Origin of the sequence: Streptomyces sp. JJ36 (assembly GCF_021696945.1) — a bacterium.
Lineage (GTDB): Bacteria > Actinomycetota > Actinomycetes > Streptomycetales > Streptomycetaceae > Streptomyces.
The window spans coordinates 47936-63493 of record NZ_JACYHE010000028.1 but is presented as its reverse complement, the minus strand read 5'-3'; the positions used below and the strand labels follow the sequence as shown (position 1 = coordinate 63493).

Annotated in this window: 14 protein-coding genes; 8 read left to right on the top strand and 6 right to left on the bottom strand. The window is 75.8% G+C overall.

Features of this window, described 5'->3' with window-relative positions; translation table 11 throughout:
- Positions 1-77: 77 nt before the first annotated feature.
- Together HOY81_RS13630 and HOY81_RS13625 are read left to right on the top strand one after the other, a co-directional pair.
- The gene (locus tag HOY81_RS13630) at positions 78-746 is read left to right on the top strand and encodes an allophanate hydrolase subunit 1 (RefSeq protein WP_237320605.1); all 669 of its coding nucleotides are present in this window, start codon (positions 78-80) and stop codon (positions 744-746) included.
- 71 nt (positions 747-817) lie between these two features.
- On the top strand, positions 818-1669 hold the full coding sequence (locus HOY81_RS13625; protein WP_237320604.1) for a biotin-dependent carboxyltransferase family protein: 852 nt from the start codon (positions 818-820) through the stop codon (positions 1667-1669).
- Between the two features lie 153 nt (positions 1670-1822).
- On the opposite strand, the gene HOY81_RS13620 is transcribed toward HOY81_RS13625, so the two are convergent.
- Both HOY81_RS13620 and HOY81_RS13615 read right to left on the bottom strand, forming a co-directional pair.
- Positions 1823-2155, bottom strand: coding sequence for a YnfA family protein (locus HOY81_RS13620; RefSeq protein ID WP_237320599.1), 333 nt, complete (start codon positions 2153-2155; stop codon positions 1823-1825).
- Positions 2156-2392: 237 nt separating this feature from the next.
- Positions 2393-3187 (bottom strand): VOC family protein, encoded by a 795-nt coding sequence (locus HOY81_RS13615; RefSeq protein WP_237320598.1) that lies wholly within the window; start codon positions 3185-3187, stop codon positions 2393-2395.
- A 275-nt stretch (positions 3188-3462) separates the two neighbouring features.
- Between HOY81_RS13615 and HOY81_RS13610 the strand changes: the two genes are divergently transcribed.
- A complete protein-coding gene (locus HOY81_RS13610; RefSeq protein ID WP_237320597.1) occupies positions 3463-3900 on the top strand; it encodes an ATP-binding protein in 438 nt (145 codons plus the stop codon).
- Between the two features lie 265 nt (positions 3901-4165).
- Here the strand turns inward: HOY81_RS13610 and HOY81_RS13605 are convergent, their stop codons facing one another.
- Positions 4166-4732, bottom strand: a complete 567-nt coding sequence (locus HOY81_RS13605; protein WP_237320596.1) for an Asp23/Gls24 family envelope stress response protein — start codon at positions 4730-4732, stop codon at positions 4166-4168.
- 148 nt (positions 4733-4880) lie between these two features.
- Here HOY81_RS13605 and HOY81_RS13600 point away from each other — a divergent pair, with 148 nt between their 5' ends.
- From HOY81_RS13600 to HOY81_RS13585, 4 genes are all read left to right on the top strand, one after another.
- Positions 4881-5426, top strand: coding sequence for an RNA polymerase sigma factor (locus HOY81_RS13600; RefSeq protein ID WP_237320595.1), 546 nt, complete (start codon positions 4881-4883; stop codon positions 5424-5426).
- Positions 5417-6283: a hypothetical protein gene (locus tag HOY81_RS13595; protein WP_237320594.1), complete on the top strand. Its 867-nt coding sequence runs from the start codon at positions 5417-5419 to the stop codon at positions 6281-6283. Before HOY81_RS13600 ends, HOY81_RS13595 begins: the two co-directional genes overlap by 10 nt.
- Positions 6280-6648, top strand: coding sequence for an Asp23/Gls24 family envelope stress response protein (locus tag HOY81_RS13590; RefSeq protein ID WP_237320593.1), 369 nt, complete (start codon positions 6280-6282; stop codon positions 6646-6648). The genes HOY81_RS13595 and HOY81_RS13590 overlap by 4 nt, the downstream gene beginning before the upstream one ends.
- Positions 6649-6863: 215 nt before the next feature.
- The gene (locus HOY81_RS13585) at positions 6864-9227 is read left to right on the top strand and encodes a cation-translocating P-type ATPase (RefSeq protein ID WP_237320592.1); all 2364 of its coding nucleotides are present in this window, start codon (positions 6864-6866) and stop codon (positions 9225-9227) included.
- A 172-nt stretch (positions 9228-9399) separates the two neighbouring features.
- On the opposite strand, the gene HOY81_RS13580 is transcribed toward HOY81_RS13585, so the two are convergent.
- The 3 genes from HOY81_RS13580 to HOY81_RS13570 all read right to left on the bottom strand — a co-directional run bounded on the left by HOY81_RS13580 (position 9400) and on the right by HOY81_RS13570 (position 12455).
- A complete protein-coding gene (locus tag HOY81_RS13580) occupies positions 9400-9636 on the bottom strand; it encodes an EF-hand domain-containing protein (RefSeq protein ID WP_308341010.1) in 237 nt (78 codons plus the stop codon).
- A gap of 222 nt (positions 9637-9858) precedes the next feature.
- A complete protein-coding gene (locus tag HOY81_RS13575; RefSeq protein WP_237320591.1) occupies positions 9859-11925 on the bottom strand; it encodes a PhoX family phosphatase in 2067 nt (688 codons plus the stop codon).
- A gap of 161 nt (positions 11926-12086) precedes the next feature.
- Positions 12087-12455, bottom strand: coding sequence for a hypothetical protein (locus HOY81_RS13570; RefSeq protein ID WP_237320590.1), 369 nt, complete (start codon positions 12453-12455; stop codon positions 12087-12089).
- 1307 nt (positions 12456-13762) lie between these two features.
- Here HOY81_RS13570 and metG point away from each other — a divergent pair.
- Positions 13763-15370, top strand: coding sequence for a methionine--tRNA ligase (gene metG, locus HOY81_RS13565; protein ID WP_237320589.1), 1608 nt, complete (start codon positions 13763-13765; stop codon positions 15368-15370).
- The last annotated feature ends 188 nt before the right edge of the window (positions 15371-15558 follow it).

Sequence of the window (15558 nt, the reverse complement as noted above, 5' to 3'; positions counted from 1 at the left end):
CGGGAGCACCGGCCCCCGGCACCACGGCACCGCACCCCCGCCCGGCGGCGCACGGCGCCCCCGCCTCCGCACTCCGGGTGCGCCGGGCCGGGCGGCGGGCGCTGCTGGTGGAGGCGCCGGACGCCGCCACCGCCGAGGCGCTCCACGCCGAACTGCTGCGCCGCCGCGCCGCCGGCACCCTGCCGCCCGTACGGGAGCTGGTGCCCGGGGCCCGGACGGTGCTGCTGGACGGGCTGGACGAGCCGGGGCGGCTCGCCGCCGAACTGCCGCACTGGCACCTTCCGCCCGCGTCCCGGCAGGCCGCGGCGACGGTCGGGATCCCGGTGCGTTACGACGGGCCGGACCTGCCGGAGGTGGCCGCGCTGTGGGGCGTCTCCACGGAGGAGGTGGTCCGGGTGCACACCGGCACCGCCTTCCGGGTGGCCTTCTGCGGCTTCGCACCCGGCTTCGGCTATCTGACCGGGCTGGACGAGCGGTACCGGGTGCCGCGCCGGGAGAGCCCGCGCACTCGCGTCCCGGCGGGTGCGGTGGCCCTGGCCGGCACCTACGCCGGTGTCTATCCGCGCCCCTCGCCCGGCGGCTGGCAGCTCATCGGGACCGCGGTCGGCACGGTGCTGTGGGACCCGGGCCGGGAGCCGGCGGCGCTGCTCACCCCGGGGACCCGGGTCCGTTTCACCGAGGCCGGGTCCGCCGCCGGGTCCGCCGACGGTTCAGCGGCCGGGCCCACCGGCGAGGGGGCGCGGTGACCGCCGCGCGGCCCCCGGGTTCCCCGCATCCCGCGCAGGGCACCGCGCAGGGCACCGCGCCGGGCGCCGCGCTGGAGGTCGTACGCGCCGGGGCGCTCACCACCGTGCAGGATCTCGGGCGCCCGGGGCACGCGCATCTCGGCGTGCCGCGCTCCGGCGCACTGGACGAGCCCGCGCACCGGCTGGCCAACCGGCTGCTGCACAACCCCGCGCACGCGGCCACCCTGGAGGCCACCCTGTCCGGCTGCGCCGTACGGGCCCTGCGGCCCACCGTCGCCGTGGTCACCGGCGCGCCCTGCCCGGTCACCCTGGACGGGCGGCCGGCGCCCTGGGGGACGCCCGTACGGGTGCCCGCGGGCGCCGTGTTCGCCGCCGGGCCGGCCACCCACGGGGTGCGCAGCTACCTGGGTTTCGCCGGGGGCGTGGTGGTCGAGCCGGTGCTGGGCAGCCGCGCCACCGACCTGCTCTCCGGGCTCGGCCCGGAACCCCTGCGGGACGGCGACCGGCTGCCGCTGGGCGCACCCGCCGTGCCCGGACCGCCGCCGGTGCCGGGCGCGCCCTGGCAGGCGCCGCCCGCCGCGCTGGTGCTGCCGGTGGTGCCGGGCCCGCGCGACGACTGGTTCCCCGCCGGGGCGCTGCACGCCCTCGCCGCCGCCCGCTACCGGGTCTCCGCCACCGGCAACCGCATCGGCCTGCGGCTGGACGGCCCCGCCCTGGAGCGCGCCCGTACGGACGAACTGCCCAGCGAGGGCATGGTGCTGGGCGCCGTGCAGGTGCCGCCCGCGGGGCGGCCGGTGGTCTTCCTCGCCGATCACCCGACCACCGGCGGCTATCCGGTGATCGGCGTGGTCCCGGAGCCGGCGCTCGCGGGGGCGGCCCAGGCCGCCCCCGGCACCCCGGTGCGCTTCACGGTCACCGGCTGAACGTCCCCGCGGACACCCCGCGCAGAACCGGACACGGCGCACCTCCCCCGCACCCGCGGAACACCCCCACGAACCCGCCGCGCAGCACCGGACACGGCGCCTCGGGGCGGCGGCGCGCTGCGCGCCCGCCCGCACGGCCCCGGCAGCCGCCTCTCAGCCGCGCGGCGCGTACATGATCACGGCGACCCCCGCCAGGCAGAGCAGGGCGCCCAGCACGTCGAAGCGGTCCGGGCGGAAGCCGTCCGCGACCATGCCCCAGGCCAGCGAACCGGCCACGAACACCCCGCCGTACGCCGCCAGGATCCGCCCGAAGTGCGGGTCGGGCTGGGCGGTGGCGACGAAGCCGTAGAGGCCGAGGGCGACCACGCCCGCGCCGATCCAGAGCAGGCCGCGGTGTTCCCGCACCCCCTGCCAGACCAGCCAGGCGCCGCCGATCTCGCAGAGCGCGGCGAGGACGAAGAGCGCGACGGAGCGGAGCACGGACATGCGGCCATCATGCCGCCGCCCGCGCGCGCGAGCCCGGGCGGGCCCGGCCCGGTCCGCGCCCCCGGCCCGTCCGTACCCGGGCAGCCCGGGCCCCGCGCGCACGCGCGACGCGGCTCCGGACGGGCGCTCACACACCCGCGCGTTCCCGGCCGCGCGCGCACGGGCGGCGGCTCCTCAGCCCGTGCGGCCGGTGGTACGTCGGAGTTCCGGCCGCGCGCACGCGCGACCGGTTCGCCCCTACGGTTCGTCGCGCTCGCTCGTCACCACCGCGAACGCCGCTCCGAACGGGTCGGTGAACATCGCCGTCCGCCCCACCCCCTCCAGATCCAGCGGCGGCACGGTCACCGTGGCACCGCGCGCCGTCGCCATGGCGACCGTCGCGTCGCAGTCGGGAACCTCGAAGTACGGATGCCAGCCGGAGCGGGAACCGACCGTGACGTTCTCCTCCGGAAGCTGCACCAGCCCCCCGTGCGCCGCATGGCGGCCGCCGCCGGCCGGGGAGGCCACGGTGTAGGTGGTGCCCGCGTCCACCGGGGTGTCCTCCAGCTCCCAGCCGAAGACGGCGCGGTAGAAGACGCGTGCGGTGGCGGCGTCCGTGGTGTAGAGCTCGGTCCAGGTCAGCGCGTTGGGCGCGGTGACCAGGTCCAGTCCGCGGATCTCCCCGGGCTGCCAGACGGAGAAGTCCGCACCCGTCGGGTCGGTGAAGCCCGCCATGCGGCCCAGCGCGTGGATGTCGAACGGCGCCACGCGCACACTGCCGCCCGCGTGTTCGACGGCCTTGGCCGTGGCGTCCGCGTCCCGGGTGTGGAAGTACACGTCCCAGGAGGGCCGGGCGCCCTCCGCGGTGAGCGGGCCGATCGCGGCGACCGTGCGCCCGTCGAGCTGGAACATCCCGTACCCGCCCGCCTCCGGTCCCGCGATCCGGAACGCCCAGCCGAACAGCGCGTGGTAGAACCCGGCCGCCAGGTCGATGTCGGGCACCCCGAGGTCCAGCCAGACCGGGGCCCCGGGAACGTACTGCGTGCTCAGCATGGTCGGACCCTCCGACGTCGTCCTCTCAGGAGGCGTCCGCCCGCGACTGCGCGGGCGCACCGGACTCCGTGCCGCTGGTCCCAGCATGGCAGCGTACGGGCCCTTCCGCCCCGCGACCGGAGGGTGAAGGTCCGGTGAGCACCCTTGACAGCCGCTCCGATCGTGATTGCCCCCGGCCGGACGGGGAATGACCCGTTGCGTACGACGGGTCGAACACCGGATGGATCGCCCCGGTACGTCGCCACCCGTCACGGCACGGAGGGGGAGTGACCACCATGCGCGCGACCTTGCGCGCGCGGACGCGCACCGGCCGCACGGCCGGACGCGGCGCACGCGTCGAGTACACGCTGCCGCAGGAGGCGGCGTCGGCCCGCTGGGCCCGCCGCCTCACCACCGGCTTTCTCACCGGCGAGCATGCGCCGCCGCATGCCGCACGGCATCTGGACGACGCGGCGCTGATCGTCTCCGAGCTGGTCACCAACGCGACCCGGCACGGACGCGGGCGGTGCCGGCTGCGGCTCAGCACGGCGGCGCGGACGGTGACGATCGAGGTGCACGACGGGTGCGCGCAGCGCCCGGTGCTGCGCGCGGCCGGTCCGGACGGCGAGGGCGGGCGCGGGATCGCGCTGGTGCGCCATCTGGCCCGGCGGCTCGTGGTCACGGACCACCCGAGCGGCGGCAAGACGGTTCGCGCGGTTCTCGCCACCGGCTGACCGACGCGCCCGGCGGGGCCGGGCCGGCCGCCACGACCACCGGTGCCGGACGGCCGCGGACGGCCCCTCCCCCGTACCTGCGGATCCCCACCGCCGTTCGGCCCCCGGGGGCGCACCGGCGGAAGCGGCGGGCCACCGGCCGTCGCGGCGCGTCGGCCACGCGCCCGGCGGGCGCCGGCGGCCCGGCCCGGCCGGCGTGCGCCGGACGGCCGACCGGCACCGGCCCCTGGTCAGGCCGCGCCCGCCGCGTCGCGCCGGCCCGGCGTCAGGACACCCGGGGTCCGGGCGCGTCCGCGTCCTCCTCGTCCGGCAAGTGGACGTCGCCCACCGCGACGTTGACCTCCACCACCTCCAGCCCGGTCATCCGCTCGACCGCGGCGATCACGTTCTCCCGTACGTCCCGGGCGACCTCCGTGATGGGCACCCCGTACTCCACCACGAGGTCCAGGTCGAGCGCCGTCTGCCGCTCCCCCACCTCCACCTTCACGCCGCGCCCGACGTTCGGGCGCCCGCCCGGCACCCGTTCGCGCACGGCGCCCAGAGTGCGGGAGAGCCCGCCGCCCATGTCGTGCACGCCCGGCACCTCGCGTGCCGCCATTCCGGCGATCTTGACCACCACCAGGTCGGCGATGGACGTGTGCCCGCGGGTGCCCGCGGGCGCCTCCGGCCCGGTGGCTCCGGCGCCGACGGTGGCGGCGCCCTGCACGGAGCCCGGGTGCCCCGCACGCGGCTGCGGCGGAGAGGCCGCCGTGGCGGCGTCGGCGGGTCCCTCCGCCGGGGCCTCCGGGTTCGCGTCGCCGGTGGACGTGGGGGACGCTGTCTTCGTCGTCATGGAAGGTCTCCTCGATGGCAGATGACTGCGAATGGCTGCACCTGACCCGCTGGCCACATCATGCTCGCCCACAATGAGTTGGACACGGACATCGGCGTGACGTCACGCCGGTGCCGGAGGATTCCTGCGCGCAGGGAGGAGGCAGTGCGTGGCCGCACCGGAGGACGCGCTGCTCGCCGCACGCGCGGGCGAGGGCGACGAAGAGGCGTTCGAGACGCTGGTGCGGTGGCACACCCCGGTCCTGCTGCAACTCGCGCACCGGCTGCTGGGCGAACGCGGAGAGGCGGAGGACGCGGTGCAGGACGCCTTCGTGAACGCCTGGCGGCGGCTGCCGGAGTTCCGCGGCGACTCCTCGTTCCTCACCTGGATGTACCGCATCGTCACCAACCGCTGCCTGAACCGGCTCCGCTCCCGGCGGCCCACCACCGAACTGGACGCCGTGCCGGAACCGGCCGCTCCGGAGCACCAGACCTCACCCGAACGGGCTGCCGAGGGCAGTGCCGCGCTGCACGCGCTCTCCTGGGCGCTGCAGGAACTCACCCCGGAGCAGCGGGCCTGCTGGGTCCTGCGGGAGCTGCACGGGCTGTCGTACGAGGACATCGCGGCGGCGGTGGGCATCAGCCGCCATGCCGTACGGGGCCGGATCTTCCGCGTGCGGCGGCATCTGACGGAGGCGATGAGCGCATGGCGATGAATGCGAACCCGGGGGACCCGCGGGACGGCCGCGGCGCGGACGACGAGCGGCTGCCCTGCGGCCGGACGCTGCGCGAGGTCTGGGACGCCTGGGACGAGGACGCCGCCACCGGCGACCCGCACTACGCGCGGTGCCCACACTGCACGGCGGCACTGGACCGGCTGCGGGTGCTGGACGACTTCGTCCGCAGCGCCCGCGCCGCCGACGAGGAACCCGCGGGGCGTACGGGCCCGGAGGGGTCCCGGGGCGCGGACGGCCGGGCGGAGGCGGTCACGGCCCGGGTGATGGACCTCGTTCGGCTGGAGCTGCGCCCGGGCCGCAGCCTGCCGCTCGGCACACCGGACGAGGACTCGTGGATCGTGGAGGCGGCGGCGGCCAGGACCTTCCGGGACGCGGCGGAGACCCTCCCCGGGGTGCGGGCGGGAAGCTGCCGCGTCCGGCCGCTGGAGGCGCCCGTGCCGGGCAGCCACGGGACGGCGGCCGCGCGGGGGCCGCTGCGGGTCCGGGTGGAGGTGGCCACGGACCTGCGCCGCAGCGTTCCGGACGTGGCCGAGGAGGTGCGGGGCCGGGTGCTGGCGGCGGCACAGGAGACCGTGGGGCTGGACGTGCGGGCCGTGGACGTGGCCGTCGTCGACGTGCTCGACACCCCCGCCGACGCGGGCACGGGCGGCTCCGGCAGCGCGGGCGGCTCCGGCAGCGCGGGCGGCTCCGGCAGCGCGGGCGGCTCCGGCAGTCCCGGCAGCGCGGGCGGCCGCCGCGGCACGGGGCCCCGGGACGACTCCGGCACCGGCGGCACCACGAACGGCCCCGGCGGCCCGAGCGCCCCGGGCCGGCAGGGTGAGGGGGCCGGACGATGACGGGGCAGGAGACGCGGGCGCTGCGGGACCGGCTGGCCGAGGCGGCGGCGGAGGCCGCCGCCGGCGCCACCGGCGTGGCCTTCCTCCGCGCGGGTCTGGCGGACGTGGTCCGGGGCACCGGGCTCCCCGCCCGGCGCCGCCCCGCGGGGGACGCGGGATCCGCACCGCGCTCCGCGGGTGTACGGGTGCGCCCGGGGCTCGGCGGCGGCTGGCAGGTGGAGGTGCAGCTCGCGGTGCGCCGCGGCCACCGGGCGCTGGACGTGACCCGGGCGGTGCGCGAGGCGGTCACCGCGGCCGTGCGCCGGGAGGCGGGCCCGGACACCGGCCCCGTGGCGGTCACCCTCACCGTCACCGACCTCGCCTGACCCCGGCCACCCGCGCCGGCGCCCGCCACGCGCCCCGCCCGTGGCGCGCCACCCCTGAACGTGCCACCCGCACCTGCCGGGAAGCCCCGGCACTCCTTGCCTGTATACCCCCGGCGGGTATACAGTCGCCCCTGCGACCGTGCGGTATACCCCCCAGTGGTATAAAGGGCGGGACGGTGGGAAGGTCGCCCCACCGGCCCCGGCAAGGAGCAGTGATGACCACCACGACGACGGCCGACGGCAGCCGTGTCGAGCTCAGCATCGGCGGCATGACCTGCGCCTCCTGCGCCGCCCGTGTCGAGAAGAAGCTCAACCGCATGGACGGCGTCACGGCGAGCGTCAACTACGCGACCGAGAAGGCCCGGGTCTCCTTCGAGGGACAGGTGACCGTCGAGGACCTGATCGCGACCGTCGAGGCGACCGGCTACACCGCCACGCCGCCCCCGCCGCCCGCCCCCCGCGCCGACGGGAACGGCCACCCTGCGGAACGGGCCGCCGGCGCGACCGCCGGTGCGACCGCCGGCCCCGGACCCGAGGTCGGCGCGCACCCGCCCGGCGCCCGCGAGGCCGCCGGCCGTACCACCCCCGAGCGGGACGAGCTGACGCCGCTGCGGCAGCGGCTGACCACCGCCGTCGTGCTCTCCGTCCCGGTGATCGCGCTGGCCATGGTCCCTGCGCTCCAGTTCACCTACTGGCAGTGGCTCTCGCTCACCCTCGCCGCGCCCGTCGTGGTCTACGCCGGCTGGCCCTTCCACCGGGCCGCCTGGACCAATCTCCGGCACGGCGCCGCCACCATGGACACCCTGATCTCCCTCGGCACCTCCGCGGCCTTCCTCTGGTCCTGCTGGGCGCTCTTCTTCGGCACCGCCGGCATGCCCGGGATGACCCACGGCTTCGAGCTGACCGTGGAGCGCACCGACGGGGCCGGGAACATCTACCTGGAGGCGGCCGCGGGCGTCACCGCGTTCCTGCTGGCCGGCCGCTGGTTCGAGGCCCGCTCCAAGCGCCGGGCCGGCGCCGCCCTGCGGGCGCTGCTGGACCTGGGCGCCAAGGAGGCGACCGTGCGCCGCGACGGGCGGGAGGTGCGCGTCCCCGTGGACGCGCTGGCCGTCGGCGACGTCTTCGTGGTCCGGCCCGGCGAGACGATCCCCACCGACGGCCGCGTCCTGGAGGGCTCCTCGGCCGTGGACGCCTCGATGCTCACCGGCGAGTCCGTCCCGCTCGAGGTCGCGGCCGGCGACACCGTCACCGGCGCCACCCTCAACGCGGGCGGCCGGCTGGTCGTGGAGGCCACCCGGGTCGGTGCCGACACCCGGCTGGCCCGGATGGCGCGGCTGGTGGAGGAGGCGCAGCACGGCAAGGCAGCGGCGCAGCGCCTCGCCGACCGCGTCTCCGCGGTGTTCGTGCCGCTGGTGCTGCTGCTCGCGCTGGGCACCGCGGCCGGCTGGCTGGCCGCGGGCGGCGGCGCCACCGCCGCCTTCACGGCGGCCGTCGCCGTGCTGATCATCGCCTGCCCGTGCGCGCTGGGCCTGGCCACACCGACCGCGCTGATGGTCGGCACCGGGCGCGGCGCCCAGCTCGGCATCCTCATCAAGGGCCCCGAGGTGCTGGAGAACACCCGGCGGGCCAAGACGGTCGTGCTGGACAAGACCGGCACCGTCACCACCGGCACCATGACCCTGGTCGCCGTGCACCCCGCCCCGGGCGAGGACGAGTCCGAGGTGCTGCGGCTGGCCGGCGCCGTGGAGCACGCCTCCGAGCACCCGGTCGCCCGGGCGATCGCGGCCGGCGCGGCGGAGCGTACGGGGGCGGAGCCGGCCGCGCCCGCCGAGTTCGCCAACGTGCCCGGGCTGGGTGTACGGGGCGTCGTCGAGGGCCGCACGGTGCTGGCCGGCCGGGAGCGGCTGCTGACCGAGCGGGACGTCGAGATCCCGGCCGCACTCGCCGCCGCCCGGGCGGAGGCGGAGGCGGAGGGCCGCACCGCCGTGCTGGTGGCCTGGGACGGCCGGGCGCGGGGGGTCCTGGTGGTCTCCGACGCGGTCAAGCCGGCGAGCGCCGAGGCCGTACGCCGGCTGCGCGCGCTCGGCCTGCGGCCGGTGCTGCTGACCGGTGACAACCGGGCGGTGGCCGCGTCGGTGGCCGCCGAGGTGGGCATCGACCCGGCGGACGTGATCGCCGAGGTGCTGCCGGAGGAGAAGGTGGCCGTGGTCGAGCGGCTCCAGGCGGAGGGCCGCACCGTCGCCATGGTCGGCGACGGCGTCAACGACGCCGCCGCGCTGGCCCGCGCGGACCTGGGGCTGGCCATGGGCACCGGCACCGACGCGGCCATCGAGGCGGGGGACCTGACCCTGGTCCGCGGCGACCTGCGGGTGGCGGCCGACGCCATCCGGCTCTCCCGCCGGACGCTCGCCACCATCAAGACCAACCTCTTCTGGGCCTTCGCCTACAACGTCGCCGCGCTGCCGCTGGCCGCCGCCGGCCTGCTGAACCCGATGATCGCGGGAGCCGCGATGGCGTTCTCCTCGGTCTTCGTGGTCGGCAACAGCCTGCGGCTGCGCCGCTTCCGCGCCGCGGCCTGACGCGGCCGCGGCGGGCGGCACGCCCGCCGGCGAACGGGCCGGGCTCCCTGCGCGGAGCCCGGCCCGTCCCGCCCGTCACCCTCGCCCGCCAGCGGACCACGGGCCACGGGCCGCGATCCGCGATCCGCGATCCGCCACGGCAGCGGACCAGGGACAGCGACGTCCGGGCTGCTCAGCGAGCGGCCCGGTGTGCCTCCAGGAACTCCTCGAAGGAGAGCTTCCCGTCCGCGTTGCGGTCCTTGGTGTTCAGCACGGCCTGGGCCATCGACTCCGTGTAGTGCACGTCGCCGAGCTCCGCCATGGCCTTGTGGAACTCCGCGGCCGTGACGAAGCCGTCCCCGTCCCGGTCGAACATCGCGAACGCCTTGCGCGCCGCCTCGGTCTCGTCCCTCTCGGCTGCTTCGGCCACGGAACTGCCCCCTCTGTCGCATGATCTGACGGTCGTACACGCTCAGCCTAGCCAGCCGCCGGACCGCCCCCACCGGCCGCTCCGGTCATCCGTCGGCCGGCGCTGTCCGGGGTCCGGTGCCGGCAGGCAGGGTCCGGGGCTCCGGCACCGCGCGCCGCCGTCCGGCGGCGCCCCCTCCGCCGGACCGGCGCGGCGGCACCCGCCGCCACCCCGGTCGGCTGCTCAGCAGCCGATGTCGCCGCCGTCCTTCGCCCGCACCGCGACCACGGCCGGCCGCACCGCGCGTCCCGGACCGTCGGGCCAGGTGGACGCGGGGTGGTCCGCGCTGGCGCCGTCCACCTCACCGGGGTGCTGGACGGACACCAGCACCCGGTTCTCGCCCACGACCGGCCCGCAGACCTCGGCGCCCTTCGGCACCGTCAGGAACTGCCGCACCTCGCCCTCGTTCCGGCCGCGCACGGCGACGCCGAACAGCCCGTCGTTGCTGCCCAGCGCGTTGCCGTCGGTGGCCAGCCAGAGGTTCCCGTACGGGTCGAAGGCGATGTTGTCCGGGCAGGAGATCGGGCTGACCTTCTCCTTCGGGAAGCCCGCGAAGTACGTCGAAGGGTCCTCCGGGTCGCCGCACACCAGGAACAGCCGCCAGGCGAAGCGGGTGGCGGCCGCGTCGTGACGGAACTCGGTCAGCTCCAGCACCTGGCCGTGCTTGTTGGCGTTCCGCGGGTTCGCCTCGTCGGCCGCCGGGTGGCCCTCCCGGCCGCGGTTCTTGTTGTTGGTCAGCGCCACGTACACCTTGCCGGTGCGCGGGCTGGGCTCCACGTCCTCCGGCCGGTCCATCGTGGTGGCGCCCACCCTGTCGGCGGCCAGGCGCGTGAAGACGTACACCTCCTCGGCGGTCATGCCGTCGACGAAGCTGCGGTCGCCCTCGGCCAGCCTGATCCACTCGCCCCTGCCGTCGAACGCGCCGTCCTCCGGCAGTGCGCCGTCACCGTCGATCTCCTCCGCCGGGCTGTCGCCGGTGAACTTCGCGACGTAGAGGGTGCCCTCGTCCAGCAGCCGCAGGTTGTGCTCGCGCGCCCAGCGGCTGTCCCCGCGCCGCATCCGCTCCGTGGAGACGAACTTGTAGAAGTAGTCGAAGCGCTCGTCGTCGCCCATGTAGAGCACCGCGCGCCCGTCCCGGGTCAGCCGCGCCGTGGCGGCCTCGTGTTTGAACCGGCCGAGCGCGGTCCGCTTCCGGGGCGTGGAGTCCGGGTCGAGCGGGTCGATCTCGACGACCCAGCCGAAGCGGTTCGCCTCGTTGGGCTCCCGGGTCAGGTCGAAGCGGTCGTCGAACCGCTCCCACCTCCGTCCCGAGGCCCCGCCGGACATGCCGTAACGGGCCAGGCGCTCCCGCGTGGCCGGGTCGGTGACGCGGTCGGCGTGGGCGAAGTACTGGTTGAAGTTCTCCTCGCCGGAGAGCACCGTGCCCCAGGGGGTGACGCCGCCGCCGCAGTTGTTCAGGGTGCCGAGCACCCGGGTGCCCTCGGGGTCCGCGGTGGTACGCAGCAGTTCGCTGCCGGCCGCGGGGCCGGTGATCTCGAACGGGGTGGTGGCGGTGACGCGCCGGTTCAGCGGGTGCCGCGGCACCGCGGCCAGCCGACCGCCCCGGTGCTCCTCGGTGACCAGCACCGACATGCCGTGCGCGGCCCAGGCGATCTCCACCTGCTCCCGGGTCGGGTTCTCCGGGTCGTACCCGGGGAACATCATCTCCTCGCTGGTGTACTCGTGGTTCGCCACGAGCACCTGCCGGTTCCGCTCCCGCGGCAGGTCGAGCACGGCCAGGTAGTCGTTGTTGTAACCGAACTGCCGGGCCTGCGCCGCCGCGGTCTGGTTCTCCGGGTCGAAGGCGGGCGCGCCCGCGAGCACCGGGTCGCCCCAGCGGATCAGCACGTCCTGCTCGTACCCCGCGGGCACCACCACGGCGTCCTCGGTGTTCGGGGCGACGGGCGCGAAGCGCAGACCGCGCGCCGGGCGGCCGTGCCGGTGGCCGCGGCCGGCGGGCACCGCGGGCGCCGCGGCGGCCGGCGGGGCCTGGCCGACGACGGTGACGCCGGTCGCGGCGGCGACGGTCGCCACAGCACCGGCGGCCAGCATCGAACGGCGCGACAGCGCACCGGAGATGACGTCGCCGACATACTCGTTGCCGCTCCGGTTCGGGACCTCGTGGAAGCAGGCGTCCCCGCAGCGGTAGCGGCAGGTGAGGGCGGACCGTCCGCCCGGGTGTGAGCCGACGAACGGCAGCAGCTTGGGCATGTTCCCTCCGAATGTGCGTTCTCTCCGGAGCGGGACGCTAAGCGCGCACCCCCGCCGCGGGGCGTCGGACAGATGACGTGGCGGTGAACCCCGCCCCAAGCCCTGCGGGAGGCGGGGAGGGCGCCACGGGGTGCCCGGGTGCGGGGGCCCCGGCACGACCGTCACCGCGGGTACTCCGGGCAGCGTTCCCCCGGCCGGGGGCACACCAGCAGCGCGCGGACGAGGAATCCCCCGGCCGCCGTGTAGTACGCGACATACGCGTCCTCCTCGCGCTCCAGCGCACCCCGCGCCGCCCGCAGGTGTGCCTCCGCGGGCACCCCGGTCGGCAGCGGCGGCGTCTCCGCCAGCTCCCGGGCCAGCCACTCCAGAGCGGCACCGGGCTCCGTGAACGTCCCCGCCCGCAGCCGTGCGGGCTTGCGGAACCACATGTCGACCTGGATCGGCGGCACTGCCGCCTCCGGGTCCCGCGCCTCCCGGTCCGGCGGCCATGCCGGACCGGTCCACGCGAACGCATGCCAGTGCACGGCCATGCTGCACGCGTTCCTCGGCGGACGGTTCGCGTGCGGGCCCGGGGGACGGGTTCACCCCGCTGGGGTAGGGCGCCCTCGCGGGGCGGAAGCCGAGCAGGTGTGGCCAGTGCGGGCTGCCCTGGGTTGGGGTCACTGATTGGCTGGCTACGGGGGGGGGGAGGGGTGGTGGGTGGCGGGTTCGTTCTGGTTGCTGGTGGCGGGTGGCGTGGTGGGCCGGGGTTCACCCGCCTGTGACGGGGCCGGTCGGCGGGGCGGTCGGTAGCCGGTGACGGGGTTGCCCTGGCGGGCTGCTGCCGCGCTGTGCCTGAGCTTTCGTCTTCTCGCTCCGCTCGTGCCACGCCGGTGGCACTGCGCGGTCTGTCTGCGGGCCGTTCCGGAGCGGGGGTGCGCCTGCCCACACCCTGTGGACGGAGTCGTCGCCCGGCGGGTGCCCCATGCTCACCCTGCGGTCTCGCGGCGGCCGGGCGTCCGGCGCACAGTCTGTGCAGGCCGTCCGCGGTCTCGCGGATCCCGGGCCCGGCGCGCGGCCTGCGGGTCGTCCGTCGGTGCGCGGCCTGCGGGTCGTCCGCCCACCGTCCGGCGGCGGTCGGCGGCCTGCGCCCGGCCTGCCACGGCCTGGCGGGGCGGGCCGGGGCCAGGAAGGCGACTCGCAGCCAAGAGGTAAGGGCCGCCAATGGGCACCACCCCTGACAATTTCCAGACGATCATGTACTGGTCCACGCTTTTGACAAAAATCGGCCCAGATTTGTCCAAAGCGCGGACCAGTACATGATCACGACGCGGGATGGGGCTCCGGCGGCCCCACATCGGCCGCGCGGGCACGCGGATGCGCCCCGCCCGGCAGCCGCCCGGACCCCCGCCGGGCTCGACCCGCCCCACCGAGCCTCCAGCGCGGCCCGGCCACGCGCACCCCCACTCCGGAACGGCCCGCAGACAGACCGAGCAGTGCCACGCACGTGACACGAGCGGAGCGAGAAGACGAAAGCTCAGGCACAGCGCGGCAGCAGCCCGCCAGGGCACCCCCGTCACCGGCTACCGACCGCCCCGCCGCCCGGCCCCGTCACAGGCGGGTGAACCCCAGCCCACCACGCCACCCGTGCCCGCAACGTGAACGCGCCCCGGCGAGGCACCCCTCCCCCCGTAGCCAGCCAATCAGTGACCGGACCACGGGACGGCCCGCACCCGGCGGTCAGGCCGCCACCACCCCGGCCGCGAAGCCGTCACAGCGCCCCGCACACCCGACCGCATCCCCTCACCGTCCGTAATCGGGGCGAGACCGGGCCGCCCCGGCCGTTAGGATTTCGGGCATGGCGGCCACTGGAACAGAGCAGCAGGGAGCGAAGGCGTACTACGTCTCGACCCCCATCTACTACGTGAACGACGCTCCGCACCTGGGCCACGCCTATACGACCGTCGCAGGCGACGTGCTCACGCGCTGGCACCGTCAGCGTGGCGAGAAGGTGTGGTACCTCACCGGCACGGACGAGCACGGTCAGAAGATCATGCGCACCGCCGAGGCCAACGGTGTCGGCCCGCAGGAGTGGTGCGACCGGCTGGTGGAGGAGGCGTGGAAGCCCCTCTGGAAGCACCTGGAGATCGCGAACGACGACTTCATCCGCACCACCGAGACGCGGCACACCGCCCGCGTCCAGGAGTTCGTGCAGGACCTGTACGACAAGGGCGAGATCTACCAGGGCGGCTACGAGGGCCCGTACTGCGTCGGCTGCGAGGAGTACAAGACGTACGGCGAGCTCCTCGAGGGCGAGGGCGAGTACGCCGGGCAGAAGCTGTGCCCGATCCACAAGAAGCCGGTGGAGATGCTCCAGGAGGAGAACTACTTCTTCCGGCTCTCCGACTACGGCCCGAAGCTGATGGAGCACTACGAGCGGAACCCGGGCTTCATCCAGCCCGAGTCGGCGCGGAACGAGGTCGTGAACTTCGTCCGGCAGGGTCTGGAGGACCTGTCGATCTCCCGGTCGACGTTCGACTGGGGCGTCAAGGTCCCCTGGGACGACAAGCACGTGATCTACGTGTGGATCGACGCCCTGCTGAACTACGCCACGGCCGTGGGCTACGGCTCCGACCAGGAGAAGTTCGACGCGACCTTCCCGGCCAACGTCCACCTGGTGGGCAAGGACATCCTCCGCTTCCACGCGGTGATCTGGCCGGCGATGCTGATGGCGAACGGCCTGCCCCTGCCGCACAAGATCGCCGCGAACGGCTGGCTGATGGTCGGCGGCGAGAAGATGTCCAAGTCCAACCTGACGGGCATCTCCCCGCAGCAGCTCACCGAGCACTTCGGCGTGGACGCGTACCGCTGGTACTTCCTCCGGGCCATCGCCTTCGGCCACGACGGCTCCTTCTCCTGGGAGGACTTCACCGCCCGCTACACCAGCGAGCTGGCGAACGACTACGGCAACCTGGCCTCCCGGGTGGCGGCCATGGTCGGCAAGTACTTCGGCGGACAGCTCCCGGAGGCGAGCGCGCACGGCACGGCCGAGCAGGCGATCGTGGACGGGCTGGAGAGCACCGTCACGGAGGCGGACCGCCGCGTCGGGGAGGACCTGGACTTCTCCGGCGGCCTGACGGCGATCTTCGACTTCATCAAGCAGGTCAACGGCTATCTGACCGAGCAGGAGCCGTGGAAGGTCGCCAAGGACACCTCCCCGGAGGCGCAGGCGCGGCTCGCCACCATCCTCTACACCGCCGCCGAGTCGCTGCGGGCCTGCGCAGTGCTGCTGAACCCGGTGATGCCGGAGACCTCGCAGAAGCTGTGGGACTCGCTCGGCGCGGAGGCGTCGCTGGGCGCGCTGGCCGACCAGCGGGTGCAGGACGCGGGCCGCTGGGGGCTGCTCCCGGCCGGCTCCACGATCACCAAGGGCGCGGCGCTCTTCCCGCGGCTCGAGGAGCGCTGAGGGAACGCGGCCGGCGCCGGGCCTTCCGGCACGGCGCCGGGCGACCGCCACCGCGACCGCGACGGCCGATGGTGACCGCCACCGCGACGGGCGGCGGCCCCGGCCACCGGCGACAGACAACCACGCATGCGACGGCCCCGGGAGCGGTCCGCTCCCGGGGCCGTGGCATGCGTACGGCCGGGCCGTGC